A 22,481-nucleotide genomic window follows, 5' to 3' on the forward strand; every position below is an offset into this window, starting at 1 on the left:
GTTATGTGCTGACTCCGCCCAGGGATGTCGGCGGCGACTGGCCGACGCTCGGTTCAATGGTCGAGAGGAACCGGCGCCTGGTCGTCTTCGCGGAGAGCGCCGACGTCCCCGGCGACCACTTCACAATTCTGGAAGATCACAGCGACACGACGGCCGCGACGGTCAGGAAGTGGATCGAAGCACTCATCTGAGCGGTGTGACAGAAACCGGACATCGACTCGCGGATCTTCCTGGATTTCGCCGGCTTCCGCTGCTGGTTTCCACTGATTCTCAAGGAAGGGACAGAACGTGACGGAGTTGGCGCTTCATCCTGACGCCGCTGTCAACGACACGGCATTCGGCACAGACCTCGGTGACGGACGACTCGACCCGCGGGCGCCCGTGGCACGGCTGTCGCGGTTGTTGGACGCCGGCTCCATCATCTGGCTGCACCGTGGCGACGGCACCGGGGTACTCGCCGTGCGCGGCCGGATCAACGGTACACCGGTGATCGCCTACTGCACCGACGCGACCGTGATGGGTGGCGCGCTCGGCCTGGGGGGCGCCCGACACATAGTCGACGCCATCGACACCGCGGTACGCGAGGATCACCCGGTGATCGGCCTGTGGCATTCCGGCGGTGCCAGGCTCGCCGACGGGGTCGAGTCCCTCGACGGCGCCGGCCGGATGTTCGCAGCCATGACCCGGGCATCGGGCCGGGTGCCGCAGATCTCCGTGGTGCTGGGCCCGGCAGCCGGCGCCGCCGCCTACGGGCCCGCCCTCACCGACATTGTGATCATGTCGGCATCCGGCCGGGTGTTCGTGACCGGCCCCGACGTCGTACGCACCGTCACCGGCGAGCAGATCGACATGGAGGGTCTCGGCGGAGCCGACGCCCACGGCCGCAGATCCGGCGTCGCCCATGTGACCACCGCTACCGACGACGAAGCCTTCACCCGGGCACGCCAGATCACCAGCCTTCTAGCCCGGCCCGGACGCTTCACCCCGGACGCGGTACGCGACGACACCGACCTACGCGCTTTCCTGCCTGCCCGCCCCCGGCGCGCCTACGATGTCCGTCCGCTACTTCTGGGGATCCTCGACACCGAGCCACAGCAGAGCTCATTCGAGGAACTGCAGCCCCGGTGGGCACCGAACATCGTGGTAGGTCTCGGCCGGCTCGGCGGACGCACGATCGGGGTGGTCGCCAACAACCCGATCCGCAAGGGCGGCTGCCTGGATTCGCGGAGCGCGGAGAAGGCGTCCCGTTTCGTGCGCATGTGCGACGCGCTCGGCGTACCGCTGCTGGTGGTCGTCGACGTACCCGGCTACCTTCCCGGCGTCGGCCAGGAATGGGGAGGTGTGGTCCGCCGCGGCGCCAAACTGCTACACGCCTTCGCCGAGGCGGTCGTGCCCCGGGTAACTCTGATCACCCGGAAGTCCTACGGCGGGGCGTACATCGCCATGAACGCGCAGTCACTCGGCGCCACCGCAGTGTACGCGTGGCCGCAGGCCGAGGTCGCCGTCATGGGCGCGCAGGCGGCCGTCGGGATCCTCCACCGCAGAAAACTGGCCGCCGTGGCCGAGGAGGAACGCGAGAATCTACAAGCACGGCTCGTGGAGGAGCATGAGCGGGTCGCCGGCGGCGTCGGCCGGGCGGTCACCCTGGGGGTCGTCGATGAGGTGATCGACCCCGCACACACCCGTCAGACCCTCGCCCGCGCCTTCGCCGCCGCGCCCGAGCGTCGCGGCCGTCACGGCAACATCCCACTGTGAACAGCCTGTGGCTCCGGCGCTTCCACCCGGCGCCGTCGGGCGCACCGCGCCTGGTCTGCTTCCCTCATGCGGGCGGTTCGGCGAGTTTCTTCTTCCCCCTGTCCAAGGCGCTGTCCCCGTCAGTCGAGGTACTGGCGGTGCAGTACCCCGGCCGGCAGGACCGCCGCGCCGAGGAGTGCATCGACACCATCGCGGATCTGGCCGACCAGATCTCCGGCGCCCTGCGGGAATGGACCGATCATCCGATTTTCCTGTTCGGACACAGCATGGGCGCAATCCTCGCCTTCGAGGCGGCCCGGCGACTGGAACAGGCGGGCGGTCCCGCCCCGACCGGCCTGTTCGCGTCGGGCCGCAGGGCACCGTCCCGGTACCGGGTGGAGAACGTCCATCAGCACGATGACGATGGCATCGTCCGGGAGCTTCAGCTGCTCAGCGGCACCAATTCCCGGCTGCTGGGTGACGGGGAACTGCTACGCATGATCCTGCCGGCCGTCCGCGGCGACTACAAGGCGATCGAGACGTACCGATGCGACGACAGAGCAACCGTGAGCTGCCCGGTCGACGTCCTCACGGGGGACGTCGACCCCAGGACGACGATCGAGGAGGCATGTGCCTGGCGCGAGCACACCACCGGCACGTTCGACCTGCGCGTTTTCTCCGGCGGGCATTTCTTCCTCACCGCACACCAGGTGGAGATCATTAAAATGATCTCCACCAAGCTCACGTCAACGTCACGGGAGTAACCGGATCGAGTTGTCCTCAGCCATCCGACATCCGCCTCGGCCCGAGTGGGACCGGCAGGGTTCGCATCCCGTTTTCATATTCGATCCCGAAACACCGTGCCGCACCCATCCACGGAGGCCGCAAGGAGAGAGATGGAGTTCTTCTCGTTCCGCCTCATGCCATGGCCGTACCTCCCGGACGACTATACGGGTTCGGCGTGGATCACCGTCCCCTGCCCGGCTCTACAATCCGGCTCTTCGCATTTGATTAGAGGCTGTGATCAGGCGGTTGCGGGATGTGGCTGGTTTGGTGTCGCGGTGCGTAGCCAGATTAGACGGGTGCGGCGGGAGGCGGCGTAACGGGCTCGGCGTTGCTGGTTGGTCACGTTGGTCAGGCCGAAGGCCAGCCGGTAGACGACTTTGATCAACCTGTTGACGCCCTCCGCGGTGGCGTTGGACAGCCCGTGCAGGACGGCATTGCCGATCTCCTCCCGCCAGGTGGAGATCGTTTCGGCGAGGATGGCGACCTCGGGGACGGTTTCGCCGACGGTGGCGCAGTGCGTGAAGAACCTGGTCAGGGCATTACTGATGGCGGCACGGCTGGTCGGGCGGCCGGTGTGGGTCGGGGCCAGCGCGAACACGGCGCGCAGCAACTCCTTCGCCTTGTGGGCGGCGGCGAGTTCGCGGCCGGCGTCCCCGAGGTCAGCCAGCGTGCACAGCAGCCGGCCTCGGGCGGCCTCCGAGAGCGACTCGGCGTTGCGGACCAACAGGTTACGGATCTTGTATTCGGGGTCGTCGGCGCGGCCGCGGCGGCCGTGACGCTCGACGGTGACCCGGCACCGCACGTTCCCGATCATCCTGTTGGCCGCCAGGATCGCATGAAACGGATCCACCGCTAGCAGGGCGTGCGGCAGCGCGCCCCGCGCCGTCGACTTGTAGATCGTGGACATGTCGATCGTGATCGCCCAGATGTTCGCCCGCCACCAGTCTGGCCGCGTGATGATCCAGGAGGCCGTCACCGCCGCGGTCCTCCCCTCGACCTGGCCGAGCAGACTATGGCTGCCCGACGAGTCAACGAACACGCTCTGCCAGCGATCCGCGTCCTCGACCCAGCGGCGCGTCACGGGATCGAAGTGGTAGCGCGCCCGGCCACGGCGATGGTCATCAAGCCCCAGCACGCCGACCGGCGGCAACGGTCCAGACACCGACCGGCCCGCCGCCGGCGCCGCGCGCTGAAGGCCACCCGCCGCCGCGGCCCCGTCAGCCGGCCCTTCCTGCCCGGCCGGTTCGACGGGCGTGGCCGGCGTGGCTGTTTCGACTGGTGGGACGGCCTCAAGGGCCGCGGCGGGGTCGGTGACCACGATCCCGGCCGCCTCAGCGACCCCGACGAAAGCGTCGTGCGCCGTGTGCCAGGCAACCCCGGCCGCCCCCGCGACCCGGCTGACCGGAACCAGCCAGTCGCCGCACAGGCGGCCGATCGTCTCCCGGCCCGCCATCGACACCCGGCCCGAGCGCGCCGCGACCGGCCCGGCCTCGGTGAAACTCGCCCGCCCGCAGCCGTCGTTCTCACAGTAGAACCGGCTCTTGTGCCAGGTCACCGTCATCGGTGCAACCACCAGATGCGCCAGACGCTGCCCACCGAACTCCTTGACCCGTCCCGAGGACACCCCGCAGTCCGGGCAGCACGCGACCGCCCCCGGGACTGTCATGACATGCACCGACCCCGAACCATCCGCCTCACGCTCGAGCGCGACGATCTCGACGCCGTCAAGCCCGAACCAGCCCGCCACCACAGCACCGTTAACCTCGAACACACGCACCCGTCCGCTTGGAGATCATTGTCCTTCGACAAAACGTGATCTTTCCAAACGGCGGGTGCGCCCCACTTCCCAGCCCCACCGTGACTACACCGGGCTACAACGAGCCGTCACCATCCGTCAGTGTTCAGACACGGCCTCTAGCGAGATACGAAGAGCCGCATATTGTGGCATCGGTGATCGACGCTTTTCCCGGAAAGTCGTGGGCTGGGCCGTGGCCGACCACATGCGCACCGACCTCGTCCTCGATGCCCTACGCATGGCCATAACCCGCAGGCACCCACCGAAAGGTGTGATCTTCCATGCTGATCGAGGCAGCCAGTACACCAGCAAGGAATTCGTCGACTTCTGCAAGATCAACAACGTGCGGAACTCGGTCGGCCACACCGTAATCTGTTTCGACAATGCTGCCGCTGAATCGTTCTGGGCGACCCTGAAGAAAGAGTTCATCCACCTCCACCCCTTCGACACCGTCGAACGCCTCAGAACCGGGGTCTTCGAGTACATCGAGGTGTACTACAACCGGTTGCGGATCCATTCCACGATCGGCTACCTCACCCCTGTCGAGTTCGAGGATGAATTTGACAAGAAAGGTGATCGCGCAGCATAATAAGGACTGTCCACGAAAGCGGGAACCCTCCAGAACCAGCGCAGCACCGCCTGCTGGCGGCACGTCACCGCGCGGGTGCCTCGCCGGACACGCTCCGTCTGGAGAAGTCCCTCCAGAAACACGACGGTTTCCTCGCGCGACGCCAGCACGGCCGTGTATGTCACACTCACGGGAACGCGGGACCTTTCTAAAGCTGATCTTTGGTCGAACCGGCTTTCTTGGCGGAGTCCCGCGTTTTCCGTCGAACTACCAAGTCCCGGGCGCGTCAATTACACCCCGCACCGATCTCGGCGACCGGAAGATCGGCGTCGAAGACGACGACTACCGCTTGCTCCTTGTACTCCTCGGTAAATGCACGGCGTGTCGAACCCATCCTTCGCTCTCCCGACGAATCGGGCAGCTACTCCAGGTGTCCACTGAAGCGGGTACGGTCCAGACACAGCGGAGTGGTCCTTCGGCCGCCCAGCCGTACCGTAGCCCCACCATGGTCGCAGCATCCGACAGGAAAACACGTTGATGATCAATGGCTGGCGACGCTACGTACGGGACCATCCCCACAGCACCGACGGGGTGGTGGCCCTGCTGCTGTTCGCCGCCTCCGTCCCCGGCAGCCTACAGACAACTCCGGACTCGACCGGCCGGACCGGGTGGTGGCCCGGCCTGTTCTTCGGAGGCATCTCCTGCACCGCCCTGCTGTGGCGCCGCAGCCGCCCCCGCACCACTGTGACGGTGACCACCGCGTGCGCGGTGACCATGACAGCGCTGGGCTACCTGCTCACCCCCCTGCTGTTGGCACCGGTCATGGTCGCGCTCTACTGGCTGGCCGTCCGCACCGACCGGAACATCACAGTCACCTATGCCGTCACTACCGCCGCGTTGCTGGTGGGCACGGCGCTGATCGCGAGCCCCGCCAACCGCCCAATAGACCTCAAAACGATCGGCCCCACCGCCTGGGTGCTGCTGCCGGCCGCCCTCGGCAACTCGGTCCGCCTGGGGCGCGCCTACGTGGAGGCCGTGAAAGCCCGTGCCGAGCACGCCGAGCGCACCCGCGAGGAGGAGGCACGCCACCGGGTCACCGAGGAGCGTCTGCGCATAGCCCGCGAACTGCACGACGTCGTCGCCCACCACCTCGCTCTGGCCAACGCCCAGGCCGGCACCGCCGCACACATCATCCGCACCCGTCCCGACCAGGCCCGGAAGATACTCATCGATCTCACCGGCACCACCTCGTCGGCGCTGCGCGACCTCAAAGCCACCGTCGGCCTCCTGCGCCAGGCAGGCGACCCGAACGCACCCCTGGAACCGACCCCCGGACTCGCGCAGCTCTCCGATCTGACCGCCTCGTTCGGATCCGCCGGACTCACGGTCACCGTTGTCGCCGAGGGAGAACAACGACAGCTGTCACCGGGAGTAGATCTCACGGCGTTCCGAATCGTGCAGGAAGCACTCACCAATGTCGCCAAACACGCCGCCGCAAGGGCAGCTCAGGTACGGCTCGCCTACTCCCACGACCGGCTGACCATCACGGTCACCGACGATGGATGCGGCACAACCCCCTCCGCCGCGACCCCGGGCAGCGGCTTCGGGCTCATCGGCATGCGCGAACGCGCCCGCTCCGTCGGCGGCCACCTCTTGGCGGCCCACCGCCCCGCAGGCGGCTTCGAAGTCGCCACCATACTGCCGCTGCACCCTCAGAACCCGGAAGAAGACCGAAACACATGACCATCCGTGTGCTGCTCGCCGACGACCAGGCCCTGCTGCGGGCGACCTTCCGAATGCTGATCGACTCCTGCGCCGACATGAAAGTGATCGCTGAAGCCGCGGACGGCAAGGAAGCGGTCGAGCTCACCCGCGCCCACCACCCCGACGTCGTCGTCATGGACATCCGCATGCCCGGCACGGACGGTCTGACCGCCACCGCCGCCATCTGCGGCGATGCGGACCTGTCCGCCACCCGCGTCCTCATCCTCACAACCTTCGAAATCGACGAGAACGTGGCCCGGGCACTGCGCGCCGGCGCGAGCGGCTTCCTCGGCAAGGACGTCGGCGCCGACGAACTCCTCACCGCCATCCGCGTGGTGGCCTCCGGCGACGCACTCCTCTCGCCCCTGGCCACCCGCGCGCTCATCGCCCGCTTCCTCACCGCCCCCGAACCCGGCACCCACCCGGCACCCGAACGCCTCACCGCCCTCACCGCCCGCGAGCGGGAGGTGATGGCACTGGCCGCCGAGGGGCAGTCCAATCACGAGATCGCCGAGAAACTCGTCGTCAGCCCACTGACCGTGCGCACCCACATCCACCGCGCCATGGCGAAACTGGACGCCCGCGACCGCGCCCAACTGGTTGTCATCGCCTACCAGTCCGGCCTCGTACAGGCTGTACCTCCCACACCGCCTACACCGCCCACAGGCGCCGGTGGATGACAGCCCGCGGACCGCGTTGCCGGTTGCGTTTCGCCGCGGGATGCGCTCAGCAGCCCCGGATCGGGGGCATCGTCGTTGTTTTTGTCGTGTCCAGCGTGAGATGGTCCGCTTCCGCGGTCACCTCGATGCCGGCCGAGGTCGCCTTCGCCGAGGTCAACTGCAGATTCATGGGCAGCCCACTGAGCGGCACCGTCACGGTCAGGGCCTGCACCGCGCCTTGCGGGATGCTCAAGGCACGGATGCCGTTCACGCCGATACCGGTGGGCGCGATCGTGAACCGGTTGTTCTGGACGCTCGCCTGCACGTCACCGAAGACCTTGATCTGCCCGATGATCGGGACGTCCACGGGCGCCGAGACCCGCATCCCTGTTCCGGCCGGAGCCAGCTGGACCTGCCCGGGTTGTCTGGCGAGGTAGGCATTGAGGTCCGTGAAGGTGAAGCGCACCGTACCGACCACCCGGTCGATCGGCACCGTCTTTACATCGTTGCTGATCATCTTGCGAAGCGGGACGTGCACGCCCTTGACGTGCACATTGATGTCGTCGACGCACAGGTCGGGTACTGCGATCCGGTGAATACGGAAACCGATGTCCTTGTACCTGCCCATCATTATCTGGGTCAGAAACGGAATCCCGCCGACGGACGCCTCCGGCCTGCTCGGCAGCTGCTGGCTCTTCTGGACCTGGCTGACCATCTGGGATGCCGCGGCGTGGGCACCGACTCGGTCCACCACGCTGAGCACGGCGACCTGGAGGACAAGAAAAATCAGTAGTAGCCGGCGTCGGGACCGCCGACGGCGGCGGCGCGGAAGCCCCGGCTCCACCCCCTGCGGCCCCTCCACCCCCTGCGGCCCCTGCGTCCCGGGCGGCCCCTGCGTCCCGGGCGGCCCCTGCGTCCCGGGCGGTTCCTCCGTCCCGGGCGGTTCCTCCGTCCCGGGCGGTTCCTGCGCCACCGGCGGTTCCCACCGTCGTGCGTCGCCTTCCTGCCAGTGGCCCACGTCGTCAGCACTCCGTTTCGTGTCGTCCGTCCGGGTCTGTCACGGGCGGTCCCTCGTCCGTGGCGGGTTATCTGACGGGTACGGACAGCAGGCCGGCAGTGTCGTCCGGGACCGCGCGGGGAGACGGCAGGCGGCCCAGGGCGCTGCCTTCCACATCCACGCGCGGCAGCACCCTGTGCAGCCAGCGCGGCATCCACCAGGCCCGGTCGCCGAGCAGGGCCAGGACGGCGGGCACGATCGTCATCCGGACCACGAACGCATCGAGCAGGACAGCCGTGGTCAGACCGAACCCGACCATCTTGATCACGGCCTCGCCCGAGCCGATGAAGCCGGAGAAGACCGCCATCATGATCAGCGCGGCGGCCACCACCACCCGGGCGCTGTACCGGAACCCCGCGACGACCGCCTCGCCGGCCGGGACCCCGTGGACGTATGCCTCCCGCATGCGCGCAACCAGGAAGACTTCGTAGTCCATGGCGAGGCCGAAGACGATACCCACCATGAAGATCGGCATCAGGCTCATGATCGGGCCGCTCTGCGCGACGCCGAGGAGACCGGCCAGCCAGCCCCACTGGAAGACCGCGACGACCGCGCCGAGGGCCGCCAGCACCGACAGCAGGAAGCCGAAGGCCGCCTTGACGGGCACGAGCACGGACCGGAAGACCACCAGCAGGAGCAGGAAGGCCAGGCCCACCACGACCGCAAGATAGGGCACGAGCGCGCCCTGTACCTTCTGGGCCATGTCGATGTTCACGGCGGTGGTGCCGGTGACCTCGTAGGTCAAGCCGCTCGCGGACGCGATCGCCGGGCGTTCGGCGCGGATGGTGTGGACGATGTCCTTCGTCTTCTTGTCACTGGGGCCGGCGGCCGGGATGACGGAGAAGACCGCGGTGTCGCCCGCGGCGTTGAACCTGGCCGTGGAGATCGAGACGACGCCCTGGGTGGCACCGATCTTCTCGATGACCGTGTTGACGGCGGCCTTCGGGTCCCCCGCGCCCGTGGTGTCAACGACGACGGTCAGTGGGCCGTTGAAGCCGGGACCGAAGCCCAGGGCAAGGTCGTCGTAGGCGCGGCGCTCGGTGGTGGAGGTGGGCTTGGCCTCGTCCCCGGATGTGCCCAGTCGCAGGTCCATCACCGGCACGGCGATCATCCCCAGGCCCAAGACAGCGAGGACGAGCACGGGAAGGGGGTGGCGTAGGACCAGCCGAGCCCAGCGGGCGCCCCCGCCCGGCCTGCCGCCGTCCACGGTCCCCGCCCCCCGGCGTGCGGCACGTGGCAGCACGGCACGCTGGAAGAGGCCGAGAAGGGCCGGGACCAGGGTCAGCGCGACGAGCATGGCGACGGCAACCGTCCCCGCGGCGGCCAGGCCCATCTTGGTCAGTGTCGGGACACCGACCACCGAAAGCCCGGCCAGCGCGATGACGACGGTGAGCCCGGCGAACACCACCGACGACCCGGCGGTGCCGGCGGCAAGACCCGCCGCCTCCTGCGGCGCGTGCCCACGGGTGCGCTCCTCGCGGTAGCGGGAGACGATGAACACGGCGTAGTCGATGCCGACGGCGAGCCCGAGCATCGTGGCCAGGGTGGTGGTCGTCGAGGACAGACCGAAGGCGCTACCCAGGGCCATGATCGCAGCGACGCCGACGCCGACGCCGATGATCGCGGTCAGCAGCGGCAGCCCGGCGGCGGCCAGCGAACCGAAGGTGATCAGCAGTACAACGGCGGCGATAGCGACACCGATCATCTCGCCCGCCCCACCCGCCGCGGGCCGGGTCGTCAACGCGCTGCCGCCGATCTCGACGGTCAGGCCCGCGTTCCGGGCGCGCTCGGCGGCGTCCCGCAGTGTCCGCTTGCTGGCATCGGTGAGGTCGTCGCTCTTGACCGTGTAGGTGACGGTCGCGTACGCCGTCGACGCGTCCTTGCTCACCGCCTGCCCGCTGAAGGGGCTCACCGCGCGGGCGACCTGCGTCCCGCCGGCCACCTCGTCCACAACCTTCTCGATGGCCGACCGGTTAGCGGTCGCGGTGACCTGTTGCCCGTGCGGGGCGACGAAGACGATCCGGGCAACCGCCCCGTCGGCCGCGCTGCTGGGGAAGCGCTGGTCCAACAGGTCGAATGCCCGCTGGGACTCGGTGCCCGGCATCGAGAACCCGTCGTCGGGGACGGCGGGCGCCTTGGCCGCGCCGAAGCCGACACCAGCCAGAACCGCCACCCACACCAGGACGACGTACCAGCGCTTCCGGAAGGCCAGCCGGCCCAGTCGATAGAGAAAAGTAGCCACGGGAGAGGTCTCCAGATCTGATCTCGGGTACCTCTCAAGCCTGTCCGGGAAGGGCCGTCCCGTCGTCGTCCGCCCGCCGGTAATCCGGCTACGGAGAACGCAGTACGCGCTACCCGGCACATCCCCTGCCGGGACGGGGTCTGTTGCATTGGCGAGGTCCGCACCCGCGCAGACAGCGGTCAGTAGACGTTCCGAGTAGTGCGGCACGTCGGTAGCTGACGTTCCCTGGAACCGGGCGGCATGCGAGGACCCTGCGACGAGCGTCGCGCTGCCGAGTGAGCGGTGGCAGGCCGCTGAATGTTCAGCGCAGCGCGGTTCGCCGGGCGCGCGCTCCTGACTGCGTTCGCCGTGAGCGCTCCACGCCGTACGCCGACCGCCTCGTCGAGGTCGGACGGCTGCGGGGGCTCGATCCTCATCAGCCCGGGATGGATCTCGCCCCGGCTCGCCCCGGCACGGCTCGGCTCGGCTCGGCTCGGCTCGGCTCGGCTCGGCACGGCCGTCGAACTGGCCCGATCGGTGCGCCCGGCCTGACCGAACCGACGGGCTGAACCCCTCGTCGAGGTGCACATGGCCCGCGTCCGTCTGCCGTGTCGATCCGTGGCTGCCCCGTTCGATCTGGGAGTGACAGGGTCGAGAGGCGACCGGAGAGATCAAGGAGATCGACGATGGCGAAGTACATGCTGATCATGCGAGGCACAGGCGAATCGGTCGCGAAGATGATGGAGACGCCGTTCGAGCAGATGCTCGAGACGGTGGGGCGCTTCAATGAGGAGATGATCCGGGCTGGCGTGCTCGTCGCCGCCGAGGGCCTGGACGACCCGACCCAGGGCGTGGTGGTCGACTTCAGCGGCGAGACGCCGGTGGTCGCCGACGGTCCGTACGGCGAGACGAAGGAGCTGTTCGGCGGCTTCTACGTGATCGACGTGGCCTCGACGGATCACGCGGGCGAAGAAGACGATCGCCGCGGCGGGAGTGCCGTTCGAGCTGCCGCCGTCCGAGGAACGGCGGCAGCGGCTCGGCGGTGTCGTCCTCAGCGTGCTGTATATGATCTTCATGGAGGGCACGGAGGACACCGTCGAGGATGCGCACATCGTCCACACCCGCCCAGCGCAGCAACCACCACGCCCGGGCCGCGGACAGCTCGAGGGGAAAGGGCACTCGGGCCGCCGCCGCTTGGACGGCCGTCGCGGGGCGGTGAACCAGGCCCCGGTGCCCTTTCCCCTCGTCGCGTGGAACTCTTCTGCAGATCTCGTCAGTCGAGGGTCGCAAGGGCCTCGTTGAAGCGCTTCGACGGACGCATGACGGCCATGGCCTTGGCTGCGACGGGCTGGTAGTAACCCCCGATGTCGGTCGGCGAGCCCTGGACCGCGATCAGCTCGTCGACGATGGTCTGCTCCTGATCGGTGAGCGTCTTGGCGAGGCCGACGAACGCCTCCGCGAGACGGGCGTCGTCGGTCTGTGTGGCCAACTCCTGCGCCCAGTAGAACGCCAGGTAGAAGTGGCTGCCCCGGTTGTCAATGCCGCCCAGGCGGCGGGTGGGCGACTTGTCCTCGTTGAGGAAGGTGGCGGTCGCCCGGTCGAGGGTGTCGGCGAGCACCTGAGCGCGTGCGTTGCCCGTCGTCTGCGCGAGGTGCTCGAAGCTGACCGCGAGCGCGAGGAACTCGCCCAGGCTGTCCCAGCGCAGGTAGTTCTCCTTGAGGAGCTGCTGGACGTGCTTGGGCGCGGAGCCGCCGGCACCGGTCTCGAACAGGCCACCGCCGTTCATGAGCGGGACGACCGAGAGCATCTTGGCGCTCGTGCCGAGCTCCAGGATCGGGAACAGGTCGGTCAGGTAGTCGCGCAGCACGTTGCCGGTGACCGAGATCGTGTTCTCGCCTCGACGGATCCGTTCCAGGGAGAACGCGATCGCGTCGACCGGTGCCAGGATCTCGATCTGTAGTCCCTGGGTATCGTGTTCGGGCAGGTACGCCTTGATTTTCTCGATCAGTTTCGCGTCGTGCGCGCGGCCCTCGTCGAGCCAGAACACCGCCGGGTCGCCGGTGGCGCGGGCGCGGGTGACTGCGAGCTTCACCCAGTCCTTGATCGGTGCGTCCTTGGCCTGGCACAGGCGGAAGATGTCGCCGGCGCAGACCACCTGCTCGAGAACCACGTTGTCGGCCTCGTCGACGACCCGGACCGTGCCCGTGGCGGGGATCTCGAAGGTCTTGTCGTGGCTGCCGTACTCCTCGGCCTGCTGCGCCATCAGGCCGACGTTGGACACCGAGCCCATCGTCGCGGGGTCGAAGGCACCGTTCGCCCGGCAGTCGTCGATGACGACCTGGTAGATGCCGGCGTAGCTGCTGTCGGGGAGAACCGCGAGGGTGTCCGCCTCCTGGCCGTCCGGGCCCCACATGTGACCAGAGGTGCGGATCATAGCCGGCATGGAGGCGTCGACGATGACATCGCTGGGCACGTGAAGGTTGGTGATGCCGCGGTCGGAGTCGACCATCGCCAGGGCGGGGCCGTCGGCCAGTTCGGCTTCGAAGGAAGCCTTGATCTCCGCGTCTTCGGGCAGCTGGTCCAGACCCTTGAGGATGGCGCCGAGCCCGTCATTCGGGGTCAGGCCTGCGGCGGCGAGCGTCTCGCCGTACGCGGCGAACGTCTTCGGGAAGAAGGCCCGCACCATGTGGCCGAAGATGATCGGGTCGGAGACTTTCATCATCGTGGCCTTCAGGTGTACCGAGAACAGCACACCCTCGGCCTTGGCCCGGGCGATCTGCGCCACCAGGAACTCACGCAGCGCGGCCACGCGCATGACGGACGCGTCCACGACCTCGCCCGCCAGCACCGGCACGGACCCACCCAGGGTGGTGGTGCTGGCGTCGTCACCCACCAGCTCGATGCGTAGCGAGCCTGCCTCGATGATGACCGCGGACTTCTCGGTGGAGCGGAAATCGTCGGCGGCCATGGTGGCGACGTTCGTCTTCGAGTCGGACCTCCACGCGCCCATCCGGTGCGGATGGGTCTTGGCGTAGCGTTTCACCGACGCGGGGGCACGGCGGTCGGAGTTGCCCTCGCGTAGCACCGGGTTGACAGCGCTGCCCTTGACCTTGTCGTAACGGACGCGGATCTCCCGCTCCTGCACGGTCTTCGGGTCGTCCGGGTAGTCCGGCAGCGCGTAGCCCTGCTGCTGCAGCTCGGTGATCGCCGCCTTCAGCTGCGGAATCGAAGCCGAGATGTTCGGCAACTTGATGATGTTCGCCCCGGGCGTCTTCGCCAGCTCGCCGAGCTCGGTAAGCACATCAGGGATGCGCTGGGCCTCCGCGAGACGCTCGGGGAAGCTGGCGATGATCCGCCCCGCCAGGGAGATGTCGCGGCTTTCGACACTGACACCGGCCGCCCGAGCGTATGCCTGGACCACGGGCAGGAACGAGTACGTCGCCAGGGCCGGGGCCTCGTCAGTGTGGGTGTAGATGATGGTCGAATCGGTCACCGATACTCCGCTTCATGTCTACTTCGTCTTGCTATCAAGATATGTCCTGATCGCCCCGTTACCTTGATCGCGGGCACGGGCGTGTGCTGGTGGTCGTCGACGAACCGGCCGGCATCGGCGCACTCGCGGTCACATTGGTACGGCAGACGGCCCGGACGTAGCCCCGGCTGCTACTCCCCGGGTGATGACGTACCATCAGACAGCGATCATTCTGACCCGGTTGTCACAGAGCTTGGACATGTCGTCAACGTCGGATGTGAGCATGACGACTGGTCCCGGTTGCCGCAGGGCGACCTCGGCCACCATCGCGTCGATGGCGTATTTGTGGCCGTGCAGCTTCGCTTCCTTCAACAGCTTCGCGGACGCCTTCGCGGTCTGTTCAGTGACCGGTTCGACCTTGAGCCGTGAGAGCACCCAGTTCAAGCGCGGCATGCTCACGTCCGCGTAACCGACTTCGACGATCGTGTCGGCGCTGATGACGAGATCGGATTCCAGCTCGCTGAAAATCTTGAGCATGGCCGCGACGTTACGGTCCTGAGCGATCCAGGCGGACAGCCCCGCGCAGTCCAGGACGACCGTCTCGATGCGTTTGGTCACGCCGCCGTGTCTTCTGTACGGTCGGCGTGACCGAAAAGCCTGGCCCAGGCCTCGGTCAGTTCCTCCTCGGTGAACGCGCCGGATTCCCGCTGGTAACGCTCCAGCTCGTCAACAAGCAGCTTGTGGCGGATCTGGCGTGCGACGGCTTCGGCCACGTACCCGGAAACATTGTCTGTGATCTTTCTCAGCTCGGCGACCTGGTCGCTGGGCAACGTCACCGTGATGCGGGTGGTTGCGGACATGCGCCAATCATACCGAAGTATGCGCGGGATCGGAGATGACGCGACCGTCACCGGCCACGTCCCGGCCGGACCGCGAGACACTGACGCTGAGCCAACAGCGTGGCCCACAGCTTCCGCAAGGACGAGGAGCCCAGGTCCGCAGTGCACGAGCGGCACACCGGCCAGGCTGGGGTCACCCCAGTCGTTGCGGTAAGCGCCCGGGTCCGTCAGGAACCGCAGCACGACCAGGGTGGCCAGCAGCCGGTCGGTGAACACCAGCCGGTGACGGCCCCCGGACGATTTCCGGGCCGCCGAGAGCTCGGGCGATGTCGGCCTGGTCGTACTCACTACTGGTGTTGGCGCGCTTACCGTCTGGCGGGCTGACCCGGATTACGATCTCGCCCACGGCGCGCTCCACGCCGCCGAGGGCTGGGTCATCGCCGTGGCCACCCGAACACGGCCTAGATCCGGTGTCCACAGCGGGCGGTGGGTTCGGAGCCGAAGCGGGTGCCGTCGTCGCTGACCTTGACGAAGGTGAAGCAGGTGTTCATCTGACCGAAGCTCCTGGTCATGTCGAGGGCGACGGGCAGCAGGCCGTCGGCGCTGTAGTCGCCAACCGCCCGAAGACCGCGGATGAACTGTCCTCGGGTGGGGCAGGAACCGACAGTCTGCAGTCCTCGGATCATCATGTCCGCCGAGATCCAACCGGACAGGGCTCCGCCCTGGGCCGGAGGCTGCAACTCCGGGGCATACCTACCCACGGCGTTGAGGAACGCCCGGTGGCCGGAAGTGTCCAGCTCGAAGGGAGCGTAGTCGAGGAAGTAGGAGGTCCCGGCGATCTGCCGGCCGTACTTCCACAGCAGGTTCCGGTCGTACCCGGGCGAGAACGACATGGCGACCTTCAAGGGGACGCCTGCGTTGCGGGCACCGATGACGGCCTGGTCAAAGGTTTCCGGGCCAAGCAGGCCGACCAGGGTGTCGGCGCCGCTGTTCCTGATCTGGGCGCCGAGACGGACCGGGTCGGCCTGCGGACTGACGTCCACGGTACCGACGACCCGGACACCGGCGGAGCGCAGGCTCGCGCCCATTTTCTCCGCGGTGTCGCTCAGTGCCTCGTCGAACGCGCCCTTCAGGATCAGAGCGGTCCGACCGCCCTGGGCGGTGACGAAGTCACCCCAGGTGCTGATGGAACCCGGGCCCACGAAGTTGACGAAGGTGAACATGTTGTCATTGACAGTCCACACCGGCTCCAGGGCGATGCCGGTGACGGGGATGCCATGATCATGTAAGAACGTTGCGGAACCCTTTGCCACGGTGGTGGTCTCGATGATTCCGAACACCTGATCATCGTTGATCAGTTTCTGGGCGCCGGCAAGGTTTGTTTCGGAAACGGACGCGTCGTCCTGCCAGAGGTAGGAGAGCCTGCGCCCGTTCACGCCACCCGCTGTGTTGGCCGCGTCCAGCCTCGCCTCCACGCCCGCACGGACGGCGTTGTAGCTGCCTGAAGCAGCACCACTGCTCGGATAAAGGAGTCCGACTTTGATCTCGTTCGCGGTCACTCCGGGAGTCGCGCAGTTCCCGTTTCCCCGGCTGGTGTCGTCATGTGCGGTTCCGCATGCGGCCACGGTGAGGGCGACCGCGGCGCTCGCAAACGCGACCGCCGTCCATCGGGAGGTCCGGTACTTCCTGGCCATGTAGATCCCTTCACGGGAGCGCTTTCTGGGAAATCGGTGGTTCCCGACCGGTGTGGCAGGAGAACCGACGGCGAATCGTAAGGCCAGGAAATGGGTCGGGTCGAACGTGATCGTAAAATTCACGATATGCATGATTCCTGTGTCGACGGGAGGTATGACAGATTGTCATGAGAGGTCGCGGCCGGCGAGGGCGCCGATCGTGGAAAGGCGCGGAAGAACAACCCGGCTGGTGACCTGCCCGGCCGGGTAGGTCACCAGCCGGGCAGGTCATGAGGGTGGAAGCTCCCGACGGAGCTATGCCGCCCTGGTAAGAGCTCCGTGGGGGTCGAGAACGTACTTCCGGCTGGCCCCGCTGTCGAACTCCCGGTAGCCGCCGGGCGCCTCCTCCAGCGCGATGACGGTGGCGTTGACCGCGTCGGCGATGCGCACACGATCATGCAGAATGGCCATCGACAGCTGCCGATGGTACTGCATGACCGGGCACTGGCCGGTCATGAACCGGTGGCTCTTCGCCCAGCCCAGCCCGAGTCGGATCTTCAAGGAACCGATCCGGGCGTCGGCGTCCACACCACCGGGGTCACCTGTCACGTACAGCCCGGGGATACCCAGACTCGCCCCGGCCCGCGCCACATCCATGATCGAGTTCAGGACGGTGGCCGGTGCCTCACCGCCACCGTGTCCCCGTGCCTCGAACCCGACGCAGTCGACGGCGGAGTCGACCTCGGGAACACCCAGGATGTCCTCGATCTGGTCGGTCAGCGGGGCTTTTGCCAGATCAACGGTCTCGCAACCGAAGCTCCGTGCCTGGGCCAGCCGATCGGTGTTGAAGTCTCCGACAACCACTACGGCCGCTCCCAGCAGCTGGGCCGAGGCGGCGCACGCGAGCCCGACCGGGCCGGCTCCGGCGACGTAGACGGTGCTTCCCACTCCGACTCCGGCCGTCACCGCGCCGTGGAACCCGGTCGGGAAGATGTCCGACAACATGGTCAGATCCCGCAGTTTCTCCAAAGCCGCGTCACGGTCCGGGAAGGGCAGCAGATTCCAGTCCGCGTACGGCACCATGACGTACTCGGCCTGGCCTCCGACCCATCCGCCCATGTCGACGTAGCCGTAGGCCGCGCCCGGACGGGCCGGGTTGACGTTCAGGCAGATTCCCGTCTGACGCTCCTTGCAGTTGCGGCAACGTCCACAGGCGATGTTGAACGGTACCGACACGATGTCCCCGACCCGGATGAACTCGACGTCCGGGCCGGCTTCGATGACCTCGCCGGTGATCTCGTGCCCGAGGATCAGTCCCCGTGGAGCGGTGGTGCGGCCCCGGACCATGTGCTGGTCGCTCCCGCAGATGTTGGTCGCCAACACCTTCAGAATCACGCCGTGGGGACACCGCCGGCCCACGTTCGCGGGATCGACACCGGGACCGTCCTTCACCTCTAATGTGGGAAAGTCGATGGTCTGCACCTCGACCGTGCCCGGTTCGATATAGGCAACCGCCCTGTTAGCACTCACAGCAGACCTCCAGATGTTGACGGGACTGGTGTCGCGGCGGACGAGCTGCCCGGACATCCGTCACGGAGACACCGTCAGACCGTGGCATCACTGGTTACGCCGGCAGCGTGGTCCGTCGTGGACATTCTTCTGATCATCTTGCGGGCCGCCATGGCCCCGGCGTCGATCGCGATACTCAGCTCCTGGACGCCCTCTTTCCTCTCCTCTTCAGCGATCACACGCTCGAGAAGGGTGAGCGCGTCGACGTCCTGCTGTACGACCTCGCGGTTCATCCGTTCCAGGAATTCCGAGACCTCCTCGTCGCCCACGGCGAAGTCGCGTGCCACGGCCCAGAAATCGAACGTGCTGTTTTCGGTCTCCGGGGTGATGCCGTACAGGATCTTCACATGCACGGCGCCGGTGTCCTCACCGTTGTCCGCGGGCAGTACGCCGGCAGGCGCGATCCGCGAGTGCAGCACGTAGGAGCACACCGGCCGGTATTCGATGTCCTGCCACCGGTCGATCGGCGAGGAGAATCCGGTCGACTTCGCGTAGAAGGGCGGGCATTCGGCGCCGTTCATGTGCCGGCTGACCCGGATTACCCGGTCGTCCTCATCGACCTTGGTCACGATCGGCGTTGCGGCCACCTCGGGGGTGCCGATGAAACCCGCGTGCAGGTAGGTCTCGTGGGAAAGGTCCATCAGGTTGTCGACGAGGAGCTGGTACCGCGCGGGCAGCGGCGCCATGTCACCGATCACGGTCCACCGCGGGTCGTCCAGCCAGTGGTTGTCCGGGACGGCGGTGAGGTCGGCGCCGGCGGGGTCGCCGATCCAGATCCAGACCCAGTTGGCCTGCTCCACGACCGGATAGCTCTTCACCCGCGCGGTCCGCGGCACCCGTTCCTGACCGGGCACCCGGAGGCAGACGCCCGAACAGTCGTAGGTGAAGCCGTGGTAACCGCATTCCACGTCGTCACCCCGAAGCGATCCGAGGGACAGGGGATAACGGCGGTGCACGCACCGGTCGGCCAATGCGACGACCTGACCGTCGAGGGTGCGGTAGAACACGATCGGTTCACCGCAGATCGTCCGGGCGAACAGGTCCCGGCCGACCTCCCGGCTCCACGCCGCAACATACCACTGGTTCTGGGGAAACACGCTCATCAGACCTCCCAGGTCGGCTCGGCATTCCTGCCGGCTCCGAAACCACTGCCGGCCGTCCCGGTACCCGGCCCGTACGGCCACGGAACTGGATTTTCTTCCGTGGTGTCTCTTTCGCTTCCAGCCAGACGATCCGTGTACTGAGTATGTGGATACTGGCATTGAGGGGAGTGGGCGTCAAGAGCGTGGGATCCACTGGTTGACGAGCTGGCGCCACATGCGGCGCACGCTGTCGGGTAAGGCCCGGGACGGTGGGTGGGATCGGCGCGGGTCACGGCTGCGTAGGCAGCCGCCTGGCACTCGTCCGCCTCCTTGGACGTCAGCTCGCCCCGCTCCGCGGCCTCCCGCAGTCGGGTGGCCACCTGTTCCCGATCGGCGCCGGAAACGCGGATGTGCCCCGGCTCCGCCGGAGGCGCGGGTCGTCCCCCGCTCTCCCTGACCTGCTGTCCCCGACCGGTTGGTGGGTCGGCCCGTCCGGACGACCGCCGGGTAAACGTGGAAGTGAAACGAATCAGGATACTTCCCGCCGGCGCATGCCGACGGAATTGTTCTGATCCTTTACGGTTGTGGGCATGACGGTAGAGTTGTCCACGCGCAGCCGAGGATCGGTATACGGGAGACGATTAGTCGGTGAACGAGTGGGCCGGTATCCGGGATAAATATGTCCTCTTGGAGGACGAGTCCGTTGTGTCCATTCACGGGTGCGGTAGTCGGTGACACCAGGCCGTCCGAAATTCTCCACCGTCACCACCCCGTACGGCCCACCTGGCGAGAAGATCTCAACCCGGTCGTCATACCAGGTCAGCCGTACGGGTGATCCGATCCCCTCATAGCTGCGGTGCAGGATCGCGTTGCGGGTGAGCTGCTGCAGCGCGGCAAGCGGGTAGTTTGGCCGGCGCACATCACGCAGCCCGGCGTGAGTGGGTGTGCCGTCGACCGTGGTCAGCCGCAGTGCGGAGAGCCGCTGCTCGACGGTTCGACCATTCGCCGCGACCACTTCGGGGGTCAGCACGCTGGGCAGATACTGCCGGACGAACAGATCCAGATCGAGGTCTGACATCCCGCTACCAACCGCGGGTCGGGTGTCGAAGGACAGGTCCGCGCTGCGTCGTCGTTCCGCGAGGCGGCGCTCCTCATCGGCGGTGGCGATCGCACCCCGCGGACCGGCCCGAATCCACCCCTGCCCGTTGAGCCTGATCGGTAGGCTCGGCTCGACCTCGATCACCGCGACGCTCTGACCGCCAACGTCGAACGCTCGCACATACATGATCGGCAGAGGCGGGATCCGCCCTTGACCGCGCAGGTCGGCCAACTCCAGCAGCAAGCGGTCGGTGACCGGTAGACCGGCCGGGCGGCCGTCGTCCGGTGGCGCCTACGAAGATCACACCGGAGGTACGATGGTGGGGTAGGTCGTTGGCGTAGGCGCAGATGGCCTGGCAGATCCGATCCTTCGCGTCACCGCCACTGCGCAGCGACTCCTTGCGCTCCACTTGGTCTGTCTCCAGATCGGCCAGGAGACTGAGCGGTTCCTCGGTCGTCTGGCCACGTCAGGATTCTAAGCTGGTGGCTCTGCGTGCCGTTCTGCCATGTCGGGCGGGCCGGGAGGTCACGGCTGGAAGCGGCAGCCCATGCCCGGTTCGGTGAGCAGGTGACGGGGGCGGGAGGGGTCCGGCTCCAGTTTGCGCCGCAGGCGGGCCATGTATTCCCGCAGGTAGTGACTGTCCGAAGCGGATGGTCCCCATACCGTGACGAGGAGTTGGCGCTGGCTGACCAGCTTGCCCGGGTGGCGTAGCAGGACCTCCAGCAGCGCCCACTCGGTCGGCGTGAGCCGGACGTTGCGGTCCTCTCCGTCCAGCACGCGGCCTTCCGCTGCCGTCCGCGCAAGCGCGGGCGTAGTGCAGGTGGCCGTACGGGCGGCAAGGTCGATCCGGCAGTTGCCGACAGTGATCGGCGACGGGTCCTCGCCACCCGGCGTCCGACGTGACACCGCGCGTAGTCGTGCCAACAGTTCGTTGATATCGAACGGCTTGGTGACGTAGTCGTCGGCCCCGGCGTCGAGTGCCGCGACCTTGTCGCTGCTGCCGGCCCGCCCCGACAGCACGATAATCGGGATCGTGCTCCAGCCGCGGACCCCCCGGATGACCTCAACACCGTCAAGGTCCGGCAGTCCCAGGTCGAGCACGATGATATCGGGCTGGTAGGAGCCCGCACGGCTCAGCGCCTGCCGTCCGTCCGCGGCGGTCTGCACGTCGTAGCCACGTGCGCACAGGTTGATGCGCAGGGCTCGCACGATCTGCGGCTCGTCGTCGACGACGAGAACCCGGCTCATGGCGTGTCCCGTCCCATGCTTCGAGTGTCGCGCCGGTTGGTTGCCGGTGGAAGCGTGACGATGTCCGCCTCAGACATCGGTGTACGCCTCAGACATCGGTGTACGCCTCACACATCGGGGTCCGCCTTCGAGGCTACGGCCTGGTCCGCGTCGGCGGTAACTGCTGCGTCACCGACGGGCGCCCGCGGCAGCGCGAGCACCATGGTGGTGCCACCACTCGGGGTGTCCTCCGAGGTCAACGTCCCTCCCATCGCTTCGGCAAGGCCCCGCGACAGCGCCAGGCCGAGTCCGACGCCGTGGGAGTTGTCCCGGTCACCGCGGCGCTGGAACGGAGTGAACACCTGCTCGCGTTCCGCGTCGGGGATGCCTGGCCCCCGGTCGACGACCCGCAACTCGAGGCGGTCCCCGATCGCGCTGGCGGTGATCAGCGGCGGCTGGTGCGCGGGGCTGTAGCGCACCGCGTTGGTCAGCAGGTTCAGCACCACCTGGTGCAGCAGGGTCGGGTCGGCGAGGGCGTCGGGAAGCGTGTCGGGCACGTTGCACTCGACCTGGCCCTGTCCCAGCCGCAGGTCGTCCAGCACGGGTGGGAGGATCTCGTCCAGTCCGAGCGGCTGCCGGGACACCGTGAGGTCGCCGGAGGTCAGCCGGCTCATCTCGACCAGGTTGCCGACGAACCGGGTGAGCCGTTCCAGACTTTCCTCGGCGGTGGCCAGCAGCTCCGCGCGGTCGGCGTCGGTCCAGGTGACGTCGGTGGCCCGCAGGCTCGACACGGCCGCCAGCGCCGAGGCGAGCGGGCTGCGCAGGTCGTGGCTGACAGCCGCGAGCAGAGCCGTGCGTGTCTCGCCGGCCTCGGCGGCGTCGGCGGCCTCGGCGGCCTGCGCCGACAGCCGGCGGTGCTCGAGCGCGGCGGCGGCC

20 protein-coding genes and 1 pseudogene are annotated in these 22,481 nt (G+C 67.6%); 8 read left to right on the plus strand and 13 right to left on the minus strand.

Features of this window, described 5'->3' with window-relative positions; all coding sequences use genetic code 11:
* From NBW77_RS17795 to NBW77_RS17805, 3 genes are all read left to right on the plus strand, one after another.
* Nucleotides 1-191 (plus strand): hypothetical protein (locus NBW77_RS17795; RefSeq protein WP_250280036.1); only part of this gene is annotated, 191 nt, incomplete at its 5' end.
* A gap of 190 nt (nt 192-381) precedes the next feature.
* On the plus strand, nt 382-1,755 hold the full coding sequence (locus tag NBW77_RS17800; protein WP_349817039.1) for an acyl-CoA carboxylase subunit beta: 1,374 nt from the start codon (nt 382-384) through the stop codon (nt 1,753-1,755).
* Complete coding sequence (locus tag NBW77_RS17805; RefSeq protein WP_131747118.1) at nt 1,752-2,498, plus strand: thioesterase II family protein; 747 nt, start codon at nt 1,752-1,754, stop codon at nt 2,496-2,498. Before NBW77_RS17800 ends, NBW77_RS17805 begins: the two co-directional genes overlap by 4 nt.
* A 260-nt stretch (nt 2,499-2,758) precedes the next feature.
* Here NBW77_RS17805 and NBW77_RS17810 read toward each other — a convergent pair whose 3' ends face one another.
* Entirely contained in the window at nt 2,759-4,291 is a 1,533-nt protein-coding gene (locus NBW77_RS17810) for a transposase (RefSeq protein WP_250280037.1), read from the minus strand.
* Here NBW77_RS17810 and NBW77_RS22130 point away from each other — a divergent pair.
* The 3 genes from NBW77_RS22130 to NBW77_RS17830 all read left to right on the plus strand — a co-directional run bounded on the left by NBW77_RS22130 (nt 4,185) and on the right by NBW77_RS17830 (nt 7,327).
* Nucleotides 4,185-4,904 (plus strand): IS3 family transposase, encoded by a 720-nt coding sequence (locus tag NBW77_RS22130; protein ID WP_284346948.1) that lies wholly within the window; start codon nt 4,185-4,187, stop codon nt 4,902-4,904. The genes NBW77_RS17810 and NBW77_RS22130 overlap by 107 nt on opposite strands.
* A gap of 516 nt (nt 4,905-5,420) precedes the next feature.
* Entirely contained in the window at nt 5,421-6,626 is a 1,206-nt protein-coding gene (locus NBW77_RS17825) for a sensor histidine kinase (protein WP_131747117.1), read from the plus strand.
* Nucleotides 6,623-7,327, plus strand: a complete 705-nt coding sequence (locus NBW77_RS17830) for a response regulator transcription factor (protein WP_131747116.1) — start codon at nt 6,623-6,625, stop codon at nt 7,325-7,327. Before NBW77_RS17825 ends, NBW77_RS17830 begins: the two co-directional genes overlap by 4 nt.
* Nucleotides 7,328-7,373: 46 nt before the next feature.
* On the opposite strand, the gene NBW77_RS17835 is transcribed toward NBW77_RS17830, so the two are convergent.
* Together NBW77_RS17835 and NBW77_RS17840 are read right to left on the minus strand one after the other, a co-directional pair.
* On the minus strand, nt 7,374-8,279 hold the full coding sequence (locus NBW77_RS17835) for an LmeA family phospholipid-binding protein (RefSeq protein ID WP_250280038.1): 906 nt from the start codon (nt 8,277-8,279) through the stop codon (nt 7,374-7,376).
* Between the two features lie 112 nt (nt 8,280-8,391).
* Nucleotides 8,392-10,605: an MMPL family transporter gene (locus tag NBW77_RS17840; protein ID WP_131747343.1), complete on the minus strand. Its 2,214-nt coding sequence runs from the start codon at nt 10,603-10,605 to the stop codon at nt 8,392-8,394.
* Nucleotides 10,606-10,902: 297 nt separating this feature from the next.
* On the opposite strand from NBW77_RS17840, the gene NBW77_RS17845 reads away from it, so the two are divergent.
* A complete protein-coding gene (locus tag NBW77_RS17845; RefSeq protein WP_131747342.1) occupies nt 10,903-11,136 on the plus strand; it encodes a hypothetical protein in 234 nt (77 codons plus the stop codon).
* 134 nt (nt 11,137-11,270) lie between these two features.
* Nucleotides 11,271-11,627 (plus strand): annotated as a pseudogene (locus NBW77_RS22550) (YciI family protein); the annotation flags it as partial.
* A 230-nt stretch (nt 11,628-11,857) separates the two neighbouring features.
* On the opposite strand, the gene NBW77_RS17855 reads toward NBW77_RS22550, so the two are convergent.
* From NBW77_RS17855 to NBW77_RS17895, 10 genes are all read right to left on the minus strand, one after another.
* Nucleotides 11,858-14,077, minus strand: a complete 2,220-nt coding sequence (locus NBW77_RS17855) for an NADP-dependent isocitrate dehydrogenase (protein ID WP_250280039.1) — start codon at nt 14,075-14,077, stop codon at nt 11,858-11,860.
* Between the two features lie 195 nt (nt 14,078-14,272).
* Nucleotides 14,273-14,674 (minus strand): PIN domain-containing protein, encoded by a 402-nt coding sequence (locus tag NBW77_RS17860; RefSeq protein WP_131747341.1) that lies wholly within the window; start codon nt 14,672-14,674, stop codon nt 14,273-14,275.
* Nucleotides 14,671-15,243 (minus strand): type II toxin-antitoxin system CcdA family antitoxin, encoded by a 573-nt coding sequence (locus NBW77_RS22875; protein ID WP_207387105.1) that lies wholly within the window; start codon nt 15,241-15,243, stop codon nt 14,671-14,673. Before NBW77_RS22875 ends, NBW77_RS17860 begins: the two co-directional genes overlap by 4 nt.
* A 113-nt stretch (nt 15,244-15,356) precedes the next feature.
* A complete protein-coding gene (locus NBW77_RS17870) occupies nt 15,357-16,589 on the minus strand; it encodes an ABC transporter substrate-binding protein (RefSeq protein ID WP_131747340.1) in 1,233 nt (410 codons plus the stop codon).
* 294 nt (nt 16,590-16,883) lie between these two features.
* Nucleotides 16,884-18,098 carry a formaldehyde dehydrogenase, glutathione-independent gene (gene fdhA / locus NBW77_RS17875; protein ID WP_131747339.1) on the minus strand — a complete coding sequence of 405 codons (1,215 nt, stop codon included), beginning with the start codon at nt 18,096-18,098 and terminating at the stop codon, nt 16,884-16,886.
* Between the two features lie 74 nt (nt 18,099-18,172).
* Entirely contained in the window at nt 18,173-19,240 is a 1,068-nt protein-coding gene (locus NBW77_RS17880; protein ID WP_131747338.1) for an aromatic ring-hydroxylating dioxygenase subunit alpha, read from the minus strand.
* Nucleotides 19,240-19,755, minus strand: coding sequence for a DUF1707 domain-containing protein (locus tag NBW77_RS22560; protein ID WP_349817040.1), 516 nt, complete (start codon nt 19,753-19,755; stop codon nt 19,240-19,242). Before NBW77_RS22560 ends, NBW77_RS17880 begins: the two co-directional genes overlap by 1 nt.
* Nucleotides 19,749-20,498, minus strand: coding sequence for an ATP-binding protein (locus NBW77_RS17885; RefSeq protein WP_207387103.1), 750 nt, complete (start codon nt 20,496-20,498; stop codon nt 19,749-19,751). The genes NBW77_RS22560 and NBW77_RS17885 overlap by 7 nt, the downstream gene beginning before the upstream one ends.
* 345 nt (nt 20,499-20,843) lie before the next feature.
* Entirely contained in the window at nt 20,844-21,566 is a 723-nt protein-coding gene (locus NBW77_RS17890; protein ID WP_131747336.1) for a response regulator, read from the minus strand.
* Between the two features lie 107 nt (nt 21,567-21,673).
* Nucleotides 21,674-22,481 (minus strand): sensor histidine kinase (locus NBW77_RS17895; RefSeq protein WP_250280040.1); only part of this gene is annotated, 808 nt, incomplete at its 5' end.

Source organism: Frankia sp. Cppng1_Ct_nod, from assembly GCF_920656135.1.
GTDB lineage: Bacteria > Actinomycetota > Actinomycetes > Frankiales > Frankiaceae > Protofrankia > Protofrankia meridionalis.